We start from the raw sequence: 16272 nt of genomic DNA, 5'->3' as shown, positions 1-16272 counted from the left end.
TTTTAAAATAGTCCAATAGCTGTACCATCTGGTGCAACATCCATATTGAGGGCTGCCGGGCGTTTTGGCAGACCGGGCATCGTCATAACATCACCAGTTAGGGCGACAATAAAACCTGCACCCAATTTTGGAACTACTTCGCGGATAGTGATTTCAAAGTTTTCTGGCGCTCCCAGAAGATTTGGATTATCTGAAAAACTGTACTGGGTCTTGGCCATACAAATTGGCAGCTTATCCCAGCCGTTCTTGACAATTTGAGAAATTTGAGTTTTTGCTTTCTTTTCAAAATTAATTTTTGTTCCACGATAGATTTCCTTGACAATTTTCTCGATTTTTTCTTCAACTGTCAGATTATTATCATAGAGTCGAGTGTATTTGGCAGGTCTCGTTTCAATCGTTTTGACCACAACTTCCGCAAGAGCCAATCCACCGTCAGCACCATCTGCCCAGACACTAGCCAATTCCACAGGTACATCAATTTGAGCACAAAGTGCTTTCAGCTCAGCAATTTCAGCTTGGGTGTCCGTCACAAATTCATTGATAGCCACCACGACCGGAACACCAAATTTACGGATATTTCCCACATGACGTTTGAGGTTGGCAAAACCTGCTTTAACCGCTTCAACATTCTCAGTTGTCAGATCTTCTTTGGCGACACCACCGTTCATTTTCAATGCTCTAAGAGTTGCAACAATAACCACTACATCTGGAGCAGTCGGCAGATTGGGCGTTTTGATGTCTAGGAATTTTTCAGCCCCTAGATCCGCACCGAAGCCAGCTTCAGTCACCGTGTAGTCCGCCAAATGCAAAGCTGTTGTCGTTGCCAAAACGGAATTACAGCCGTGGGCGATATTTGCAAACGGTCCACCGTGAACAAAGGCAGGGGTTCCATAAATAGTCTGTACTAGATTGGGCTTTATAGCGTCTTTCAAGATGAGAGCAAGAGCCCCTTCTACTTCCAAATCTCGAACATAAACAGGCGTCCGATCATAACGATAACCAATAACGATATTAGCTAGACGTTCTTTCAAGTCTTCAATACTTGTCGCTAAACAGAGAATAGCCATGATTTCAGATGCAACCGTAATATCAAAACCATCTTCCCGCGGAATTCCATTAACCGGACTGCCCAGACCGACGGTCACATGCCGCAAAGCACGGTCATTCAGATCTACCACGCGCTTCCAGATAATGCGACGTTGGTCAATTCCTAGAGCATTTCCTTGATGTAAATGATTATCAATCAAAGCAGAAAGGGCATTGTTGGCAGTGGTAATCGCATGCATATCTCCTGTGAAATGCAAATTGATGTCTTCCATTGGTAGAACCTGTGCATAACCACCTCCAGCGGCTCCGCCTTTGATTCCCATAACTGGTCCAAGAGACGGTTCACGAATCGCAATCATGGTTTTCTTTCCGATTTTGTTGAGAGCGTCTGCTAAACCAATGGTAATAGTTGATTTTCCTTCGCCGGCCGGTGTCGGGTTGATGGCTGTTACCAAAATCAGCTTACCAACTGGCTTCTTCTGCAATTCCTGAATCTTGTCAAAAGATAATTTCGCCTTGTATTTACCGTAAAGCTCCAAATCATCGTAATCAATTCCAACTTTCTTCACTACATCAGCAATCGGCTGCAAGTCAACACTCTGAGCAATTTCTATATCCGTTTTCATTTGGAATCCTCCAGTTTTGATAGGATTATTATACCAAAAAAATAAAGAAAACAAACACTTTCAAAGCTAAACTTCTCAAAACGTTCGGAAAAGTCTTTTTGATTTACGAATTAACTTTTTTTGTGTAAAATTTAGTTATGAAACTATTGATTACTTCTGGCGGAACGAGCGAAAAAATCGATCAAGTTCGTTCTATTACGAATCACTCAACAGGAAAGCTTGGTGCTCTTATTGCGGAGAGTTTTTTAGCACAAGGCGATCAAGTTACATTAGTCACTACACAGAATGCTGTCAAGCCTACTGCTCATCCAAATTTAACCATTCAAATCATTGAAAATGTTCAAGATTTGCTAGAAACAATGCAGTCTTTGGTCAAAACTCATGATGTTTTGATTCATTCAATGGCCGTTTCTGACTACACGCCTATTTACATGACAGGTTTTGAACAAATCACTGCTTCACAGGATTTAACAGAGTTTTTAAACAAGACCAATGATCAAGGCAAGATTTCATCAAAAGATGAATACCAAGTGCTCTTTCTCAAACAAACACCGAAAATTATCAGTCAAGTCAAAAAATGGAATCCCAATATCCGTCTAATTGGTTTTAAACTCTTAGTTGATGTTTCTAAGGAAGAATTACTGACAGTTGCTCGTGCTAGTCTTGCTAAAAATCAAGCTGAAATAATTGTAGCAAATGACTTGTATGATATTTCCAATAATCAACATCATGCTTACTTAGTCAAAGAAAATTCTGTCATAGAAGCCAACACAAAAGAGGAAATCTCTCAACAACTCGTAACACACATTCACACAAAGGACAATTTATGAAACATATTACTTTAGCCGTCACAGGAAGCATTGCCGCATATAAAGCTGCTGACTTGACCAGTCAATTGACAAAAGACAATCAAAAGGTGACTGTTCTGATGTCTCAAGCAGCTACAAATTTCATTACACCGCTGACTTTGCAGGTATTGTCGAAAAATTTAGTGCATACAGATGTCATGGAGGAGCCTGCGCCAAACAAGGTCAATCATATTGAAATTGCCAAGCAAACGGATCTTTTCTTAGTTGCACCTGCTTCCGCCAATACGATCGCTAAATTAGCTAATGGCTTTGCAGACAATATGATAACCAGTACCGCACTTGCTCTGCCATCAACAGCCAAAAAGGTATTAGCCCCAGCTATGAATACCAAAATGTATGAAAATCCAATCACTCAAGAAAATCTATCTAAACTAGAAAAATACGGCTGGCAAATTATTCAGCCTAGAGAAACCGTCCTAGCCTGTGGTGACCACGGAATTGGCGCCCTTGCTTCTGTAGAAACAATTATAAAAAAAGTAAAGGAAATGATTTATGAAGAAACAATCTAATATTGCTCAAATTGCTATCTTTTTTGCGATTATGCTCGTCATTCATCTATTGAGTTCAGTAATATTTAACCTTTTTCCCGTCCCAATCAAACCAACGATTGTCCACATTCCCGTTATTATTGCAAGTATTTTATATGGACCAAAGGTAGGCGCTATTTTAGGGGCGCTAATGGGTATCATTAGTCTGGTTACGAACACACTTGTTCTCTTGCCAACCAGTTACTTGTTTAGCCCGTTTGTACCTAATGGGAATATTTATTCGCTCATCATTGCCCTTGTTCCGCGAATCTTAATCGGAGTCACTCCTTATTTTGTTTATAAATATCTTAAAAATAAGACCGGACTTATCTTAGCTGGAACAGTCGGTTCGTTGACAAATACTATTTTTGTTTTAGGAGGGATTTTCTTATTATTCTCCAAAGTATATAATGGGAATATTCAGCTCTTACTCGCATCTGTCATTTCAACCAATTCCATTGCTGAAATGATTATTTCTGCGATTCTGACAGTTACCATTATTCCAGCTCTTGAAAAAGTTAGAAAATAATCACGTGAAAACGTGATTTTTTTATGAAAAAATGCTATAATGAAAACGGTTAAACAATGCAGAAAGCTGAAAAATTGAGAAAAATGGATGTGCTCGCTCCTTTATTAAATAAGTAATGACATTTCCTGTTTTCACTGATTTTTCATAAGCTTCCCTATTTTAAAAAGGAGATTTCGTAATGACTTACCAAGAAAATTTCAAAAAATGGCTTGATTTTGCAGAACTTCCAGACTACCTTCGTAAAGAATTGGATTCGATGGACGAAAAGACAAAAGAAGATGCTTTTTATACCAATCTTGAATTTGGTACCGCTGGTATGCGTGGTCTGATAGGAGCTGGTACGAATCGTATCAATATTTATGTTGTTCGTCAGGCAACTGAAGGTTTAGCACGTTTGATTGATGAAAAAGGTGAAGATTTCAAAAAACGCGGTGTCGCTATCGCTTATGACTCTCGTCACTTCTCTCCAGAATTCGCCTTTGAATCTGCTGCTGTTTTAGCAAAACATGGCATTAAATCTTATGTATTTGAAAGTCTCCGTCCAACACCAGAACTGTCATTTGCGGTTCGCTATTTAGGAACTTTTGCTGGAATTATGATTACTGCTAGCCACAATCCTGCTCCATTTAATGGTTATAAAGTTTATGGTGAAGATGGGGGGCAAATGCCGCCGCATGATGCTGATGCCTTGACAGATTATATTCGTGCAATCGAAAATCCATTTGCCATTGAAGTTGCTGATGTTGAAGCCGAAAAAGCATCTGGATTGATTGAGATCATCGGTGAAAATGTCGATATTGAATACCTAAAAGAAGTAAAAGACGTCAACATCAACCAACAATTGATTGATGAATATGGAAAAGACATGAAAATCGTCTACACTCCGCTTCACGGTACAGGTGAAATGTTAGCACGTCGAGCATTTGCCCAAGCTGGTTTTGATTCTGTTCAGGTTGTTGAAGCTCAATGCGTGCCAGATCCAGACTTCTCCACTGTCAAATCACCAAATCCAGAAAACCAAGCTGCTTTCGCTCTTGCTGAAGAATTGGGACGTAAAGTTGGTGCGGATGTTCTTGTCGCAACGGACCCAGATGCTGACCGTGTGGGTGTTGAAGTTCTCCAAAAAGACGGTAGCTACCGCAATCTTTCAGGAAATCAAATCGGTGCGATTATGGCTAAGTATATCCTTGAAGCGCACAAGACTGCTGGAACACTTCCTGCCAATGCAGCACTTTGCAAATCCATTGTGTCTACCGATCTTGTGACCAAGATTGCTGAAAGCTACGGCGCTACCATGTTTAACGTCTTAACTGGTTTCAAATTTATCGCTGAAAAGATTCAAGAATTTGAAGAAAAATACAATCACACTTACATGATGGGCTTTGAAGAAAGCTTTGGCTACTTGATTAAACCATTTGTGCGTGACAAAGATGCTATCCAAGCTGTATTGGTTGTTGCAGAATTAGCTGCCTACTACCGTTCTCGCGGCTTAACTCTTGCAGACGGAATTGAAGAAATCTACAAAGAATATGGTTATTATGCTGAAAAGACGATTTCAGTTACTTTGTCTGGTGTTGATGGCGCTGAACAAATCAAAGCTATTATGAGCAAGTTCCGTGACAATGCACCGAAAGAATTCAACGCTACTGCTATTACAGTCACAGAAGATTTCAAAGCACAAACCGCTACCGATTCTGACGGCAATGTAAGGAAATTAACAACTCCAGCAAGTGACGTATTAAAATACACACTTGCTGATAGTTCATGGATTGCTGTACGTCCTTCAGGAACAGAACCAAAAATCAAATTCTACATTGCTGTTGTCGGAGATTCCAGCCAAGACGCTCAAGCAAAACTTGCTAAAATTGAAGCAGAGATCAATGATTTTGTAAAATAAGCAAAAAGTAAAAAGGTTTTGATTTCTCAGTCTAACTTCTACAATATTCAAACTTCGAGTCTGGGACAAGAGTGTCTCAGACTCGAACTGCTTTTATAATAGAAAATAATATTTTCTCTGTTTACAACTTCAAACAGTCTAGCAGACTGTTGTCCTGTTTCACTTCTCTTTCAATATTTTACATTTCATTTCAAATCTCTGCATTATTTTCCTATTTGTGGCATACTAGAATGAACAAAAGAAATGAGGTTATTTTATGGATAAATTTACACAAGATATCAAAGATTTAGAAGTCACGACTGTTGAACGTGCCCGACAAGCCATTGCAAATAAAGAAAATGCAACTTTTTTCATTGGGCGTAAAACGTGCCCTTACTGTCGTAAATTCGCCACTACGCTAGCTAGTGTTGTCGCTGAAACTCAAGCACATATTTTCTTTATCAATAGTGAGGAACCTAGTGAACTGGAAGAGCTCCAAGCTTTTCGTTCCGAATATGGAATCCCAACTGTACCAGGATTTTTACATACAGAGAATGGTCATGTGACTGTCCGTTGTGACTCTTCTATGACGGCTGACGAAATCAAGACATTCGCTAACTTATAAAAATGAAGCTGATATAAATCACCAACTTCACAGCATATTATAAACCAACTAGACAGTGGCTTTTACAATCACAAAGCGAGGCAGGGAGCATGTTATCCTTGCCTCTTAACATTTAATTTCCTTTTAATTTGCCTTCCTGAAAGGCTTGCCACATCTTCTGCTGAGGTTTCGCAAACGGATAGTCGGTAAAGTCATCAGGATGCAGCCACAGAACTTGTTCCTCTTTTTGATTTTTTGTCATATTTGCTACTCGACCGTAAAGCAAACGAATCTGCCACTTGCGATGACTGAACACATGTTGAATTGTCGGAAAAGCTTGCTCCTGCCAATTCACTACCACATCATAGTCCTGCTCAAAGCTTTCTTGCGGAGATAATTCAAATGCAACTTGATTTTCTGCCACTTCAAAAAAGGATAACTGTTCACCGTCCGGAAATTCTTCCACTTCAATCAAAGGAAAGTGCCAAAATCCTGATAAAAGACTGCTTGTTTCATTTTTCTCTAAAAGAAATTCTCCTTGACTATTCTGGATAATCAAACCATACAAATAAACTGGAACTGGTTTTTTCTTAGGAGCTTTGATAGGGTATCTATCCATTGTTCCATGTAAGTAAGCAGCGCTAAATTCCCTTACTGGACTGTCATCAGGTCTAGGGTTGATAGGTGCTTCAATATCTGAGCCTAAATCCATCAAAGCTTGGTTAAAATCTCCCGGTCTTTGGGGGTCAATCAGAATTTCCATCATCGCTTGAAAAACCTTTCGGTTAGCAGGGACACCAATATCCAAATTCACCTCAAATAAACGGCTCAGGACCCGCATAACATTCCCATCAACCGCTGGCTCAGGCAAGCCAAAAGCAATACTTGCAATAGCTCCTGCTGTATAAGGACCAATTCCTTTCAGACTAGAAATCTCCTCGTAAGTGTGAGGAAACTCGCCACTAAAATCTGTCATAATCTGCTGAGCAGCCTGTTGCATATTGCGTACTCGCGAGTAGTAACCTAGCCCCTCCCAAGCTTTAAGCAAACGTTCTTCTGAAGCCATTGCTAAATCTTTGATTGTCGGAAACCAAGCTAAAAAGCGCTCATAGTAAGGAATAACCGTATCTACCCGTGTTTGCTGAAGCATAATTTCTGAAATCCAGATATGATAAGGATTACTGCTTCTCCGCCAAGGCAAATCACGTTTATTCTCATCATACCAAGCTAATAATTTTTGGCGAAAGGAGACAATTTTTTCATCCTCCCACATCTCAATTCCATATTTTTTCAAATCTAACATAACTTTAGTATAACACAAAATAAAAAGAGAACCCAGAACTTGAATTCTGGATTCTGTCTTGGCTTTCTAATAATGACCAACTGCTTGACTGGCAGTAATCAATGTTAATTTATAAACATCATCAGCGTTGCATCCACGTGAAAGGTCGTTTACTGGATGATTCAATCCTTGCAAAATAGGGCCGACTGCTGAAAAGCCACCGAGGCGCTCTGCCATTTTATAGCTAATATTTCCAGCTTCGATACCAGGAAATACAAAGACAGTCGCTTGACCAGCTACATTGCTGCCAGGAGCTTTTAACTCTGCTGTTTTAGGTACAAATGCCGCATCAAACTGTAATTCTCCATCAATAGCAAGATCTGGTCGCATTTCTTGCGCAAGTTTCGTTGCTTCGACGACTTTATCAACCTTTTCACCAAATCCAGAACCTTTAGTTGAATAACTCAGCATCGCCACTTTAGGGTCAATATCAAAGATTTGCGCGGTCAAGGCAGAGTTAATAGCAATTTCTGCTAATGTTTTAGCATCTGGATCAATATTGATTGCACAATCACTGAAAACATAGCGTTCATCACCGCGAACCATGAGAAAGGCACCAGATGTGCGAGAAACCCAAGGAAGTGTTTTGATAATTTGAAGAGCTGGGCGAACCGTGCTTGCTGTAGAATGAATCGCACCAGAAACCATACCTTGTACTTTACCAAGATAAACAAGCATGACACCAAAATAATTGACGTCCTCTTTCAATAATTTACGCGCTTCGTCTTCTGTGATTTTTCCTTTACGGCGTTCTACAAAAGCTGCAACCATTTCTTCAAAGCATGAACAATTTTGAGGGTCAATGACTTCATAACCTTCTGTCACACCTTCAATTTCAAGGTAAATACGAATTTTTTCAGGATTTCCCAATAAAACAGGTGTGATACTTGTTTCCTTTACCAAACGTTTAGTAGCTTGAAGAATACGTGGTTCTTCACCTTCTGGTAAGACAATCTTCACTTCTTTGTCTTGCAATGTTTCACGAATTGTTTCAAAAATTTTCATGTTTTACTCCTTAATTATTGCTTAATTTTTGAATGACTGTTTGAAAGTCTTCCGGAAAAGGACTTGATTTATTCACAACTTCCTCATGGAATGGATTGTAAAAACGCAATGAATGACAATGAAGCGCTTGTCGCGTTATTCCGTCAGTCATGCTTCCACCATATAAGTCATCTCCCAAGAGCGGAAAACCAATATAAGAAAAATGAACCCTAATCTGGTGTGTTCGTCCTGTATGAAGATGAATATCCACGAGATAAATATCATCATACTGCGCTAAAACTTTATAACTCGTATGAGCATATTTTCCATTTTTTGCCACACAGCGAGTAATGATACTACTATCTTCACGCGCTATGGGAGCAATAATATCTCCTTCTGGCTTTAACGGTGCCGAACCCTTGACCAAAGCATAATAATGCTTCTCAATGACTTTCTTTTGCAATTGTTTATCTAATCTTGCATGAGCATAACCATGCTTTGCAAACAACATCAGACCACTCGTATCACGGTCTAAACGAGTCACAATATGAATCTGCTGATTTTCATAATGATTTGCAATATAATAAGCCTTCACAAAATTGGCCATTGTATTGGAATGATTCACACTAGGAATGCTGGCCACGCCTGCTGGCTTGTTCAAAATCAAAAAATGTGCATCTTCGTAGACAATTTCTAAATCTTTCTCTACAGCTTGCAAACTGCCAAAACCTTCTTCTGCAGGAATATCGACGGCAACTTTGTCGCCAATATCTAACAAATAAATGGCATTTTGCTTTTTGCCATTTACCTGAATATCCCCACCAGAAAACTTAATTTTTGCGAGCAAACTTTTGGAAATTTCGTGCTTTTTTAAAAAGGTCTTAACTTTAACATGTTCATCTGCAGTAAATTCAAACCTCATTCCTCCACCTCGCCAATAAAAGCATCTTTTACACGATTCCAGAAACTCGTATGACTCGGTGTAGCAAGAAAGTTAATCTTATGTTGATCAATTTGAAATTCAATTTTAGAAATATTGTTTATCATAAAATTCTGATTGTCAATCGAAATCGCATGTCGGTCATTCCAAGTCGGCACGATTTCAATTTTATCTTTCTTAGGAACGATAATTGAGGAGCCCAGGGTTCGAAACACACGATTATTTAAGCTTGCAACTTCTGCAATCTGAAGAGCTTCAATAGTCGGGTGGAGAACAGCTCCGCCTAGCGATTTATTGTAAGCTGTGCTTCCTGTCGGAGTTGATACTGAAATGCCATCACCACGAAAGCGCTCAAAATGCACTTGATTGATAATGATATCAGCGACCATTGTTCGTCCAGAACGCTTGACTGTCGCCTCGTTCAAAGCACGTTTTATACAAACTTCATTATTTCCGTGGAAAATTTTCACATTCAAAATCGGATAAGACACCTTTGCGCCTGTATCTAATTTTAAATTATCAATTAGTTTGTCCAACTCAAAATCTCGATAATCTGTATAAAAGCCCAAATGTCCTGTGTGAACACCAACAAAGCGAACTTTGTCTAGCTGATCTTCATATTTGTGAAAGGCTGACAAAAGCATCCCGTCGCCACCGATTGAAATGACAATATCAGGATTATTATCATTCAAAATAAAATGATTTTGCTTTAATTTTTGTTTTAATTGGCGACAAAGTTCTTGACTTTGCCGTCTGCGATTACTGATAATCCCTATTCTTTTACCTGTATTCTTCATCTGTATCGTCACTATTTCCTACGCCATCATTTAATTTACGACTAATTGGGTCAAATAAAGCTTGTGCCTCTTGAATATCATCGCGAATTTTTCCCATTTCTTCGTCTAATTGATAGGCGATTTTTGCTGTAATTTCCAAACGTTTCTTAATCTCATCTGGAAATTCTCCTTTATACTTATAATTCAGAGAATGTTCAATCGTTGCCCAAAAATTCATGGACAGAGTACGAATTTGAATTTCTGCTAAAATGATTTTATTGCCATTAATTGTATCAACAGGATATTCAATAATGACATGGTAGCTTCGATAACCACTAGCCTTACGGTTTTTAATATAGTCTCGCTCTTGAACAATCCGCATATCATGCCGCTTTCGCAAAACATCCAAAACTTCTTCCACATCATCCACAAATTGAACCATGACCCGCAAACCTGCTATATCCTGCATATCTTGCGCTAGATTTTCCTCTTTAATCCCGCGCAAAGCCATTTTTTCTTTGATGCTTTCTATCGGTTTTACACGACCTGTCACAAACTCAATCGGAGAATGCTTTTTTTGTTTTCGATACTGTTTACGAATCCCACGCAGTTTGATCTTTAATTCACCAACCGCTTGAATATAAGGATCCAGAAACTCTTCCCACTCTAATTGCATACACTCACCTTGTCATTTTACTTAATTTTTTATAAAATAAACACAATACTTATTATAACATAAATCGCTTTCAAACAAAAGAAAAGGATTGGAAAATGGATCATTTGGAAATTGAATACAAAACGCTTCTGACAAAAAATGAGTACCAACAGCTGTTACCACTGTTTTCAAAGATAAAAGCTACCAAGCAGATAAACTACTATATTGACACAGCCGACTTTTCAATTCGAGATGCAAAAATGGCACTTCGGATTCGTACTTTTGAAACTCGTGCCGAATTAACTTTAAAAATTCCGCAGCAGGTCGGTAATATGGAATACAATCAATTTCTCACTTTAGAAGAGTCTCACACTCTCATCAATACATGTGTGCTACCTGAAGGAGAAATACACACTCTGCTGACTCAGGCTGCTATCAACCTCGAGAAATTAAAGATTCTAGGGAACTTGACAACTATTCGCTATGAAAAAGAGACTACTATTGGCTTGATGGCACTTGATGAAAATCATTATTTTGACAAAACAGACTACGAATTAGAGCTAGAAGTAACAGATGCTAAAATTGGAAAAGAACAATTCAATCACTTTTTACAGGATCATCATATCCATTATAAATATGCAAAACCTAAAGTTGCAAGATTTGCTCAAAACTTATGAATAAAAAGCTGAAATTTTGCTTATTTTTTGATAAAATGGAGTGTAGAAATCAAAAGGAGTCTTAATAAGTTATGATGGATATACTGACGGATAAAGCACAGATGAAGTTGTTTGCACTAAATTCCAATCACGATATTGCCGAAAAAATCGCTAAAGCTGCTGATGTGCCTCTTGGAAAACTTTCATCACGTCAATTTTCAGACGGAGAAATCCAAGTAAACATCGAGGAAAGCGTGCGTGGCTTTGATGTATTTATCATTCAATCAACGAGTTTCCCTGTCAATAATCATTTGATGGAACTTCTCATCATGGTGGATGCTTGCAATCGCGCCAGCGCTAATTCTGTCAATGTTGTGATGCCATATTTTGGCTATGCTCGTCAAGACCGAACGGCCGCTCCTCGCGAACCAATTACAGCCAAGCTCGTAGCGAATATGCTGGTTAAGGCAGGAGTTGATCGTGTTCTAACCCTAGATTTGCATGCTGTCCAAGTCCAAGGCTTCTTTGATATCCCTGTTGATAACCTTTACACCGTTCCTCTTTTTGCCAAACATTACTGCGAAAAAGGCTTGTCTGGCGAGGACGTAGTTGTGGTCAGTCCCAAAAACTCTGGTGTTAAACGTGCTAGAAGCTTAGCAGAACATTTAGATGCTCCAATTGCGATTATCGACTACGCTCAAGACGATACCCACCGTAACGAAGGATACATTATCGGAGATGTTGCTGGGAAAAAAGCTATCCTTATTGATGATATTTTAAATACCGGACGTACCTTTGCGGAAGCTTCAAAAATCGTTAAACGTGAAGGTGCAACAGAGATTTATGCAGTTTCTAGTCATGGTTTATTTGTTGAGGGAGCCGCTGAAAAGTTAGATAACTCTCCTATCAAAGAAATCCTGGTTACTGACTCAGTTGTAACGAAAGAAAAAACTCCGAAAAATGTTCAATACATTACTGCAAGTGGGCTAATCGGAGATGCAATCGTTCGTATCCATAAAAGAAAACCAGTCAGTCCACTGTTTGCTTACAATAAAAAGAAATAAGGAGAAATCTTGATTTATTTCGATAATGCAGCAACAACTCCCATGTCAAAAGCTGCTATTACTGCTATGACACAGGTTATGGAAAATACCTTTGGCAATCCATCTAGCATTCATAGCCACGGAAGAGCTGCTAGTAAAATTCTTCGCAAAGCCCGACAAGAACTTGCTGACCTACTTCATACTAAAAGCCAACATATCATCTTTACATCAGGTGGGACAGAAAGTAACAATACAGCCATAAAAGGATATGCCTTAGCCCATCAAGATCAAGGAAAACACATTATTACTACTGCTATTGAGCATCATTCGGTTCTTGAAACGATTGAATATCTGGTGAATAAATTTGGCTTTGAAGCGACTTATATTCAACCCCAAAATGGAGAAATCACAGCTCAGCAGATAAAAGAAGCTCTTAGAGAGGATACTATACTTGTCTCCACTATGTATGCCAACAATGAAACTGGCTACCTGCTTCCAATCAAAGAAATTGCTGAAGTTTTGAAACATCATCCCACTGCTTATCATGTGGATGCAGTACAAATTATGGGCAAATTACCTGTCTATCCTGAAGAACTAGGAATTGACTTCATGAGTGCATCAGCTCATAAATTTCATGGTCCAAAAGGCATCGGCTTCTTGTACTTCAATCATGTAAAATTTGACAAATTTTTACATGGTGGAGATCAAGAGGATAAAAGACGTGCAGGAACTGAGAATTTAGCGGCTATTGCCGGTATGGTTGCGGCTCTAAAAGAGAGCCTCAATTGCTACCAAGAAAACATGGAACATGTTGAAAGCTTGAAACAGCAACTTCTCTCTGAACTTGACGGAATCCATTACTATATAAATAATGATTCTCATACACTCCCCTATGTAATAAATCTCGGCTTTCCTAAACAAGCTAATGACTTACTACTTATGCGTTTAGACTTAGCTGGAATCTCTATCTCAACTGGCTCTGCTTGTACAGCAGGTGCCGTTGAGCCCAGTCATGTTCTTGAAGCTTTGTATGGTAGTGATTCAGAGCGATTAAAGGAATCTATCCGCATTAGCTTTTCAGAACAAAATACTTCAGAAGAAGTTCACCAATTTACCACAATATTAAAAGAAATTTTAGGAGGATAAATAGATGGCTTTTCAGACCACTATTCACTTAAAAGATTGCCCATACAGCTACTCTCTTGGAGAAAACGTAAAAAAATTTACTTTGCGTGATAACACTTTTTCTGAAACAAAAGTTGGAAATTATGAATTAACACGTTTATTAGAAAGTGTTCCCAATAGTGGAGACGGCTTTTTGTTGAAAATCATTATCAACAAAGAGCTTTCAGGTGTGAAAATCAATATTACAGACAAATCTGGTCTTCGGTTAGTGAATATTTTTAAATCAGAAGACAATCACATCATTCAAGAAAAGTTTTATTTCTTAATGGATAGCTTGGTAGAACGTGGTATTTTCACTAAACAAGAACAATAAACAAATAGCTTAAAAACTCATTTTTAAATCATTAGTAAAACAATAAAGAGTAGGAAACAAGCCAAAAATCTTTGATTTTGTCCTACTCCTTTTCTATTTTTATCAAATAAGTTGATTTTTTCACAAACTTTCTATAAAATAGTCTTTGAAAGGATGTGATTTTGTGAAATTTGAAAAAAATACAACTATTCCACGCGCAACTGCTAAAAGGCTCTCTCTGTATTATCGGATTTTTAAACGATTTAATTCTGAAAAAATTGAAAAAGCCAATTCAAAACAAATTGCAGATGCGATCGGTATTGATTCTGCCACTGTCCGTCGAGATTTTTCTTACTTTGGCGAATTAGGTCGTCGTGGATATGGTTATGATGTAAAAAAACTCATGAATTTTTTTGCTGACTTACTTCATGACAATTCCATTACCAATGTGATGTTAGTTGGTATCGGTAACATGGGACATGCTTTGCTCCACTACCGTTTCCACGAACGGAACAAAATGAAGATTGTTATGGCATTTGATACAGATGATCATCCTGAAGTTGGGACTACTACAAATGACGGGATTCCTATTTATGGTATTTCACAAATCAATAACAAATTAAAAGGTGTGGATGTTAAAACAGCTATTTTAACAGTTCCTAGTGCAAAAGCGCAAGAGGTTGCAACTGTTCTTGTGGAAGCTGGTGTAAAAGGTATTCTCAGTTTTTCTCCTGTTCACTTAACCGTTCCAAAAGATGTTGTCGTTCAATATGTTGATTTGACAAGTGAGCTACAAACACTCCTTTATTTTATGAAAAAAGAGCATTAAGCAATTAGAAAGAGCAGACATTTATTTATGAAGAAACCTATTATCGGCATTACTGGAAACGAAAGACCAAACCCTGAAGATGAATTTGCCATCATGAGTTATGCTGCTAAGGGATTTGTAGAGGGCGTAAAAGAAGTTGGTGGAACTCCTATCATATTGCCGATTGGAGATGCAGATATGGCACGGTGCTACATCCAGATGATTGACAAACTTATCCTAACGGGTGGGCAAAATGTATCACCACAATTCTATGGCGAAGAAAAAACAATTGACAGTGATGATTACCATTTGGAGCGTGATTTGTTTGAATTAGCCTTAATCCATGAAGCTATCCAGCAACAAAAACCAATTTTTACCGTTTGCCGCGGTACGCAATTGTTTAATGTTGCAATGGGTGGAACACTTTATCAAGATATTGAGCACCATTGGCAAGACAGTTCTGCTGAATATACTACTCAAAAACTAGTCACTAAATCCGGCTCTGTTTTGGAAAAGATTTACGGCGAAGTATCTCATATCAACTCTTTCCATCATCAGAGTATCAAAGATTTAGCAGAAAATGTCGAAGTCATTGCCCGTGATCCGAAAGACAACACCATTGAAGCCATTACAACAACTGATGAAATCGCTTATCTGGGAGTCCAGTGGCATCCAGAATTCTTATTTGAAACACGCCCTAAAGATCGAATGTTATTTGACTATGTTGTCAATAGACTTTAAATCAAGTCTGTTTCTTCGCGATAACTATAATAATCTTTCTCTGCGACGATGAGATGATCCAGTAAGATGAAGCCCATTAATTCACACGCTTCTTTTACATGTTTGGTCACTTCATCGTCATTTTTGCTTGGCAGTACAGCTCCTGACGGATGATTGTGCACCAAAATAATGGATGTCGCCATGTGTTTCACAGCATAATGCAGGATTTCTCGTGGCTCTGCAATACTGCGTGATACACTACCGATAAAAATCGTCTGCTGATGAATGATTTTGTTTTGAGTATTCAGATATAAAGCCACAAGGTGTTCCTGCTTCTTATGCCCCAATTCTTGTTGCATTTTTTTCGCCAGCTTTTGACTACCTAAAATTTGCTCTTGCGTAATCAATTCTGCCTTACTGACTCGCTGGCCTAATTCAATCATAGCTTGTAATTCAATAGCCTTGATACGACCAATTCCAGAGATTGATTGCAATTCTTGTAGCGTCATATTGCGCAAATCATTCAAACTAGAAATAGTTGATAAAATCCGTTGAGAAACTTGAAAAACAGTTTCTTTTTTATTACCTGTGCGGATAAGAATGGATAACAATTCTTGATTGCTCAATTGTTCTGCACCTTCTGCAACTAAACGTTCCCTTGGCAACAAAGAATCTTCCTGAAATGAAATACTATACATAAAAAACCTCCTCATATCCTTATTCGGAAAAAGAAGAGGAAAATAAAAAATCTGAGAAATGATTGGCACTAGCCCCATAAAATGAGACACAAGAA

At 38.4% G+C, this 16272-nt stretch carries 18 protein-coding genes; 11 read left to right on the top strand and 7 right to left on the bottom strand.

Annotated features, from left to right (window positions below; translation table 11 throughout):
* Positions 1–2: 2 nt before the first annotated feature.
* A complete protein-coding gene (locus HMPREF2634_RS05215; RefSeq protein ID WP_003024207.1) occupies positions 3–1673 on the bottom strand; it encodes a formate--tetrahydrofolate ligase in 1671 nt (556 codons plus the stop codon).
* Between the two features lie 137 nt (positions 1674–1810).
* Between HMPREF2634_RS05215 and HMPREF2634_RS05210 the strand changes: the two genes are divergently transcribed.
* The 5 genes from HMPREF2634_RS05210 to HMPREF2634_RS05190 all read left to right on the top strand — a co-directional run bounded on the left by HMPREF2634_RS05210 (position 1811) and on the right by HMPREF2634_RS05190 (position 6099).
* On the top strand, positions 1811–2503 hold the full coding sequence (locus tag HMPREF2634_RS05210) for a phosphopantothenate--cysteine ligase (RefSeq protein ID WP_003024205.1): 693 nt from the start codon (positions 1811–1813) through the stop codon (positions 2501–2503).
* Positions 2500–3051 (top strand): phosphopantothenoylcysteine decarboxylase, encoded by a 552-nt coding sequence (gene coaC, locus HMPREF2634_RS05205; protein WP_021001782.1) that lies wholly within the window; start codon positions 2500–2502, stop codon positions 3049–3051. The genes HMPREF2634_RS05210 and coaC overlap by 4 nt, the downstream gene beginning before the upstream one ends.
* Positions 3035–3598 (top strand): ECF transporter S component, encoded by a 564-nt coding sequence (locus HMPREF2634_RS05200; RefSeq protein WP_021001783.1) that lies wholly within the window; start codon positions 3035–3037, stop codon positions 3596–3598. The genes coaC and HMPREF2634_RS05200 overlap by 17 nt, the downstream gene beginning before the upstream one ends.
* A 178-nt stretch (positions 3599–3776) precedes the next feature.
* Positions 3777–5495 carry a phospho-sugar mutase gene (locus HMPREF2634_RS05195; protein ID WP_021001784.1) on the top strand — a complete coding sequence of 573 codons (1719 nt, stop codon included), beginning with the start codon at positions 3777–3779 and terminating at the stop codon, positions 5493–5495.
* Between the two features lie 256 nt (positions 5496–5751).
* Positions 5752–6099, top strand: coding sequence for a DUF6568 family protein (locus HMPREF2634_RS05190; RefSeq protein WP_003024197.1), 348 nt, complete (start codon positions 5752–5754; stop codon positions 6097–6099).
* A 112-nt stretch (positions 6100–6211) separates the two neighbouring features.
* Here HMPREF2634_RS05190 and mutY read toward each other — a convergent pair whose 3' ends face one another.
* From mutY to HMPREF2634_RS05165, 5 genes are all read right to left on the bottom strand, one after another.
* A complete protein-coding gene (gene mutY, locus HMPREF2634_RS05185; RefSeq protein ID WP_021001785.1) occupies positions 6212–7381 on the bottom strand; it encodes an A/G-specific adenine glycosylase in 1170 nt (389 codons plus the stop codon).
* A 66-nt stretch (positions 7382–7447) separates the two neighbouring features.
* On the bottom strand, positions 7448–8425 hold the full coding sequence (gene pta, locus HMPREF2634_RS05180; protein ID WP_003029342.1) for a phosphate acetyltransferase: 978 nt from the start codon (positions 8423–8425) through the stop codon (positions 7448–7450).
* A gap of 10 nt (positions 8426–8435) precedes the next feature.
* Positions 8436–9326 (bottom strand): RluA family pseudouridine synthase, encoded by an 891-nt coding sequence (locus tag HMPREF2634_RS05175; RefSeq protein ID WP_021001795.1) that lies wholly within the window; start codon positions 9324–9326, stop codon positions 8436–8438.
* Positions 9323–10141 carry an NAD kinase gene (locus HMPREF2634_RS05170; protein WP_021001796.1) on the bottom strand — a complete coding sequence of 273 codons (819 nt, stop codon included), beginning with the start codon at positions 10139–10141 and terminating at the stop codon, positions 9323–9325. The genes HMPREF2634_RS05175 and HMPREF2634_RS05170 overlap by 4 nt, the downstream gene beginning before the upstream one ends.
* Positions 10125–10796, bottom strand: a complete 672-nt coding sequence (locus tag HMPREF2634_RS05165; protein ID WP_021001797.1) for a GTP diphosphokinase — start codon at positions 10794–10796, stop codon at positions 10125–10127. Before HMPREF2634_RS05165 ends, HMPREF2634_RS05170 begins: the two co-directional genes overlap by 17 nt.
* Positions 10797–10891: 95 nt before the next feature.
* Between HMPREF2634_RS05165 and HMPREF2634_RS05160 the strand changes: the two genes are divergently transcribed.
* The 6 genes from HMPREF2634_RS05160 (at position 10892) to HMPREF2634_RS05135 (ending at position 15500) form a co-directional block, all read left to right on the top strand.
* Entirely contained in the window at positions 10892–11452 is a 561-nt protein-coding gene (locus HMPREF2634_RS05160) for a CYTH domain-containing protein (RefSeq protein ID WP_021001798.1), read from the top strand.
* Between the two features lie 83 nt (positions 11453–11535).
* The gene (locus HMPREF2634_RS05155) at positions 11536–12495 is read left to right on the top strand and encodes a ribose-phosphate diphosphokinase (protein WP_106079409.1); all 960 of its coding nucleotides are present in this window, start codon (positions 11536–11538) and stop codon (positions 12493–12495) included.
* Positions 12496–12504: 9 nt separating this feature from the next.
* Positions 12505–13620, top strand: coding sequence for a cysteine desulfurase family protein (locus HMPREF2634_RS05150; RefSeq protein ID WP_021001799.1), 1116 nt, complete (start codon positions 12505–12507; stop codon positions 13618–13620).
* Positions 13621–13624: 4 nt separating this feature from the next.
* On the top strand, positions 13625–13972 hold the full coding sequence (locus HMPREF2634_RS05145) for a DUF1831 domain-containing protein (RefSeq protein ID WP_021001800.1): 348 nt from the start codon (positions 13625–13627) through the stop codon (positions 13970–13972).
* Between the two features lie 163 nt (positions 13973–14135).
* Positions 14136–14780, top strand: a complete 645-nt coding sequence (locus HMPREF2634_RS05140) for a redox-sensing transcriptional repressor Rex (protein WP_003024173.1) — start codon at positions 14136–14138, stop codon at positions 14778–14780.
* A 27-nt stretch (positions 14781–14807) separates the two neighbouring features.
* A complete protein-coding gene (locus HMPREF2634_RS05135) occupies positions 14808–15500 on the top strand; it encodes a gamma-glutamyl-gamma-aminobutyrate hydrolase family protein (protein ID WP_003024171.1) in 693 nt (230 codons plus the stop codon).
* Here HMPREF2634_RS05135 and radC read toward each other — a convergent pair.
* Complete coding sequence (radC, locus tag HMPREF2634_RS05130) at positions 15497–16177, bottom strand: RadC family protein (protein WP_003024167.1); 681 nt, start codon at positions 16175–16177, stop codon at positions 15497–15499. The genes HMPREF2634_RS05135 and radC overlap by 4 nt on opposite strands.
* Between the last annotated feature and the right edge of the window lie 95 nt (positions 16178–16272).

It is taken from the genome of Streptococcus sp. HMSC034B03, assembly GCF_001838575.1.
Taxonomy (GTDB): domain Bacteria; phylum Bacillota; class Bacilli; order Lactobacillales; family Streptococcaceae; genus Streptococcus; species Streptococcus anginosus.
The sequence above is the reverse complement of the archived record's forward strand: the minus strand, read 5'-3'. Positions and strand labels throughout refer to the sequence as shown.